Source organism: Actinoalloteichus spitiensis RMV-1378, assembly GCF_000239155.1.
Classification (GTDB): domain Bacteria; phylum Actinomycetota; class Actinomycetes; order Mycobacteriales; family Pseudonocardiaceae; genus Actinoalloteichus_B; species Actinoalloteichus_B spitiensis.
In genome coordinates this window covers 1-3,783 of record NZ_AGVX02000640.1, presented here as the reverse complement: position 1 = coordinate 3,783, position 3,783 = coordinate 1, and the positions used below count along the sequence as shown (strand labels likewise).

5 protein-coding genes and 1 pseudogene are annotated in these 3,783 nt (G+C 73.5%); all 6 read right to left on the bottom strand.

Annotation, left to right across the window (positions count from 1 at the left end; genetic code table 11):
* Nucleotides 1-98 precede the first annotated feature (98 nt).
* A complete protein-coding gene (locus tag ACTIDRAF_RS33490; protein WP_016701094.1) occupies nucleotides 99-872 on the bottom strand; it encodes a helical backbone metal receptor in 774 nt (257 codons plus the stop codon).
* 91 nt (nucleotides 873-963) lie between these two features.
* On the bottom strand, nucleotides 964-1,155 hold the full coding sequence (locus ACTIDRAF_RS0223205; protein WP_016701093.1) for a hypothetical protein: 192 nt from the start codon (nucleotides 1,153-1,155) through the stop codon (nucleotides 964-966).
* A gap of 105 nt (nucleotides 1,156-1,260) precedes the next feature.
* Entirely contained in the window at nucleotides 1,261-1,761 is a 501-nt protein-coding gene (locus ACTIDRAF_RS0223200; protein ID WP_016701092.1) for a hypothetical protein, read from the bottom strand.
* Between the two features lie 23 nt (nucleotides 1,762-1,784).
* On the bottom strand, nucleotides 1,785-2,768 hold the full coding sequence (locus tag ACTIDRAF_RS0223195; RefSeq protein WP_016701091.1) for a C40 family peptidase: 984 nt from the start codon (nucleotides 2,766-2,768) through the stop codon (nucleotides 1,785-1,787).
* Nucleotide 2,769: 1 nt separating this feature from the next.
* The gene (locus ACTIDRAF_RS0223190; RefSeq protein ID WP_016701090.1) at nucleotides 2,770-3,426 is read right to left on the bottom strand and encodes a hypothetical protein; all 657 of its coding nucleotides are present in this window, start codon (nucleotides 3,424-3,426) and stop codon (nucleotides 2,770-2,772) included.
* 13 nt (nucleotides 3,427-3,439) lie between these two features.
* Nucleotides 3,440-3,783: pseudogene (locus ACTIDRAF_RS30725) on the bottom strand (hypothetical protein); the annotation flags it as partial.

Here is a 3,783-nt window from a genome sequence, read left to right as displayed (position 1 = left end):
GGGGCGGCCGCCCCGCGGCCGCTGGCCGAACCCCCACTCCCGCCGGTGTCCTGGGCAGCCACGGACCAGCTGGCGGTCCGGTCGGCCTGCCGGGTTCCTCAGCGGCGGACGGCGGCGAGCTGGTCCAACAGGACCTCCGGTGCCTCGACCAGCGACGGCCCGTACCAGGTCAGGTGCCGACCGGACACCAGGGCGTGGGGGATCCCGGGGAACGCGTCGGGCCCGTCGGTGCTGGTGAACCGGTAGGGCTCGTCGGGCAGCACCAGCAGGTCGGCGGCCCCGCTGTCGACGGTGGCGAGCAGCTCGGGGAGCTTCGGCCGGGGGTAGCGGTCCGCCCGGTCCGAGTAGGCGTTGTCGACGCCGAGCCGCCGGAGCAGGTCGGTGGCGAAGGTGCGGCCGCCGAGCACCACCCAGGGACGACGCCAGACCGGCACGACGGCGGTGCACCGCCGGGCGGGCGTGTGCTCCCACCGGGATGACGCCGTCCGCCACCAGTCCGGCGGTCCGAGTCCGAGGCAGTCCACCAGGATCCGGCGGAGGGACGCCAGCCCGGCGGGCACGGTCTCCGGGGCAGCGGTCACGAAGACGGGCACACCCCGCGAGCGGAGCCGTGCGACGTCGGCCGGGCGGTTCTCCTCAGCGTTGGCGAGGACGAGGTCGGGGGCAAGGGCGAGCACCGCGTCCACCACCGGGTACTTCGATCCGCCGACCCTGGTCACGTCGAGGTCGGGCGGGTGCGCGCAGTACTCCGTGGCTCCGACCAGCCGGCCGGGCGCGCTGACGGCGACCGCCTCGGTGATCGAGGGGACCAGCGAGACCACGCGGCGCGCCGGGCCGGTCAACGGCACCTCGGCCCCCAGTTCGTCGCGCATCCGCCTCCCTCCCCGCCTCCGTCGTCGGGCCGCGCGGGTTGGTGGCCGTCCCGCCGGCAGGGGCGGGACGCCGGCCGCGGCGGCGGTCGGCTCAGTCCTCGTCCTCGTTCCAGGCCCGGTCCGCCTCGTCCGCCTCCTCGGTCCGGCGACGCGCGATCTCCAGGGCGTTCGCGGCGCTCGCCGCGTCGCGGTAGGGACCGAGCCGGTCCAGCGTGCGACACCCGGCGCCGCGCTCGACGTCACGGTGCTTCAGGCAGTAGTACCAGCCCTGCGGATCCACCACGCGCTCCAGCGTGGCACGGGCGGCACGGCTTGTCAGCCGGCGCACGGGCCGCCCGCCGGGGAGCGGGCGGCTGGACGGGCGCCCCGCGTCGTGGCGGGGCGCCGGTCACCAACCCGCGGCGGGGGCGTGGTCTCCCTGTTCCGGGATGCCCCCGGCCGGCGTGGCGGCACCTCGCCCGGCGGCCGGTCGGCCGGTGGTCAGCGGATCCGGGCAGGCGACGAGGACCTGCTGCTGCTCGGGTTCCTCGATCCGGCGCCCGTTCCGCTCGCGGTAGACGATCTCCCCGACGGCGTCGATCTCGACGAGGGCACCGATCTCGGCGAGCTGTTCCTCGTCGAGATCCACGAGTCGTTCCGACCGGGACGGGACGACCCGGTACAGCGGCCACGGCCGGTGGCCGTTGGCCTGGTGGAACTCGGCGAGCAGGTGGACCATCTGTTGTTGCCAGGGCAGGGGCATCGACTCCACCAGGACCCTGGGCAGCACGGCGTAGGCCGGGTCGACCCCGGTGTTGCCCCGGGTCTGGGTCGAGGCCAGGTAGTCCCGGAGCGGTGAGCTCGACGCCGGCGGGCTCGGCGGCCGGGACAGGGGATCGGACGGGAACATGCGCCTCCTCCAGTCAGGTGCGATTACACAAGGGACACGTTCGGCCCGGGACGGATGGCGGTCGCGACGAGTTTGCCGCCGTCCCAGATCTTGGCCCGCTTCACCACGTCACCCGGCTGCGGGGCGTGGATCACCTCGTCGTTGCCGATGTAGAGGGCGACGTGGTCGATGCTGGAGGGCTGCCGACCACCTCCCCAGAAGATGAGGTCGCCCGGTCTGGCCTGGTCGAGCGGGATCTTCGTCCCACCCTGGAAGTACTGGCTCTGCGAGTACTTGGGGATGGTGACCCCGGCGGCCTCCCAGGCCCGCATGGTGAGCCCGGAGCAGTCGAAGGTGTTGGGGCCGGCCGCACCCCACACGTAGGGCTTGCCGATCTGGTCGACCGCGTACTGGATGGCCAGCGTGGCCCGCTCGTCGGCGGGCGGGAGCTCCTCGCAGGTGGAGATGTCGTCCACGCCGCCGAGCTGGTCGATGAGGAAGACGGCCATCGACTCCCAGCGGTGGTACTTGTCCGGGTAGGCGGATCGTTCGACGGCCTGCGCGGCGTCGCCAGGGCGCATTGCCTCCCACCGGTCGACCCGTTCGAGGGTGTCGTAGAACCAGGTGATCTGCCAGGCGATGTCGAGCCTGTCCTCCAGGGACCCGTGCATGCCCCGGATCTGGAAGATGCCGACCGAGTCCCGGTCGCCGTAGGTCAGGTTCCGCAGCCGCGACTCCTGCATCCCGGCCTGGATCGCGATCTGCCAGGCCCGGGGGGAGAGGTCGCGCTGCTTGCCCATCGTGATGATCTGGCCGGTGATCGTCAGCGACTCCTCGCTGAGGCCGGCCGCGTCCCGCTCGCCGAGGCTGGCGTCGGAACCGCCCCAGGTGCCGAGCCCGGGACCGCAGTAGCCGTAGGTACCGGCCTGGGCGGCGACGTTCTGCCGCAACACCGTGTTCAGGCCGTACACGACGACGCCGGCCGCGATGACGACGACGGCCAGCAGGGAGATGATCGCTGTCCTCATGTCACTCCACCGGGTTGTGGCCGGACACCCGCCACCCCTCGTCCGTGGTCATCAACAACAGCTCGACCTCCCCGGCGTCGGTGGGCACTCGGACCCGCATCGAGGTGGTCGTGGACTCCACCGGAACCGGGTCCCCGGTGACGGTGTCCGCGGGGACGCTGTCCGGATCGGACAGGCCGACGATGGTGAGGTACTCGTCGGTGGTGTACTCCTCCATCCCGGCCAACCACTGCTCGGTGGTGCCTCCCGGTGCGTGGGTGACCCAGGCCCGCATCCACGCCTCGGCGACCGCCAGTCCCTCCGGGTCGGGGGCGGCGGACTCCGGGGGCAGGTCGGGCACGGAGATGCTGGGAGGCTCGGCGCTCTCCCACGGCGTGGTGGTCGTCGTGGCGGGAGGTTCGGCGGTGCCGATCGCGGTGGGGAACGGGCCCGCCCCCGGCTCCTGGCCGGACGGGGCGGCCTGGCTGGACGCAGGCCCGGCCTGCGCCTGCTCCGCGTCGCCACCGAAGGGCATCCCGTCGGAGACGACCACCCCGACGCCGACGACGGCGGCCAGCAGCAGGACGACGGTCGCCGTCAGGTGGCGCGGTGACCGGAGCGGCCATCCCCACAGCTTGCGGTAGACGGCGGCGCGGCCGCGGTTGGTGCGGATGGGCACGGTCGCTCCTTCCTCAACTCGGGTGGCTGCCGCCGTCGTCCCTGACCTCCAGTCCTCTGGACGGGCGGTAGACGACGAAGACCGGGCGCCCCGCGACCATCTCCATCTCCGCCCTGCGGGGCTGGCGGGCGGCGGGTGAGCTCGGGGTGGGGCCGGGGTTGGTCGGGACCTGCGAAGGGATGATCACGGCGTCCTCGCCGACCCGGTCCCAGCCCCGGTCGGTGACCGGGGAGGTGTCGGTGATCCGACTGCGCCGCCCCGGCGGCAGACCCGGTGAGCTGGCCCGGGATCCCGCCTCCGGCGGTACGTTCGCGTCCGCGCGCAGACCCGAGGAGACGTCGAGGGTGGGCATGACGA

What these genes read in the sequence shown, in the direction of transcription:
- ACTIDRAF_RS0223200 (WP_016701092.1), bottom strand. Translation starts at nt 1,761, where the DNA reads ATGTTCCCGTCCGATCCCCTGTCCCGGCCGCCGAGCCCGCCGGCGTCG.
- ACTIDRAF_RS33490 (WP_016701094.1), bottom strand. Translation starts at nt 872, where the DNA reads ATGCGCGACGAACTGGGGGCCGAGGTGCCGTTGACCGGCCCGGCGCGC.
- ACTIDRAF_RS0223195 (WP_016701091.1), bottom strand. Translation starts at nt 2,768, where the DNA reads ATGAGGACAGCGATCATCTCCCTGCTGGCCGTCGTCGTCATCGCGGCC.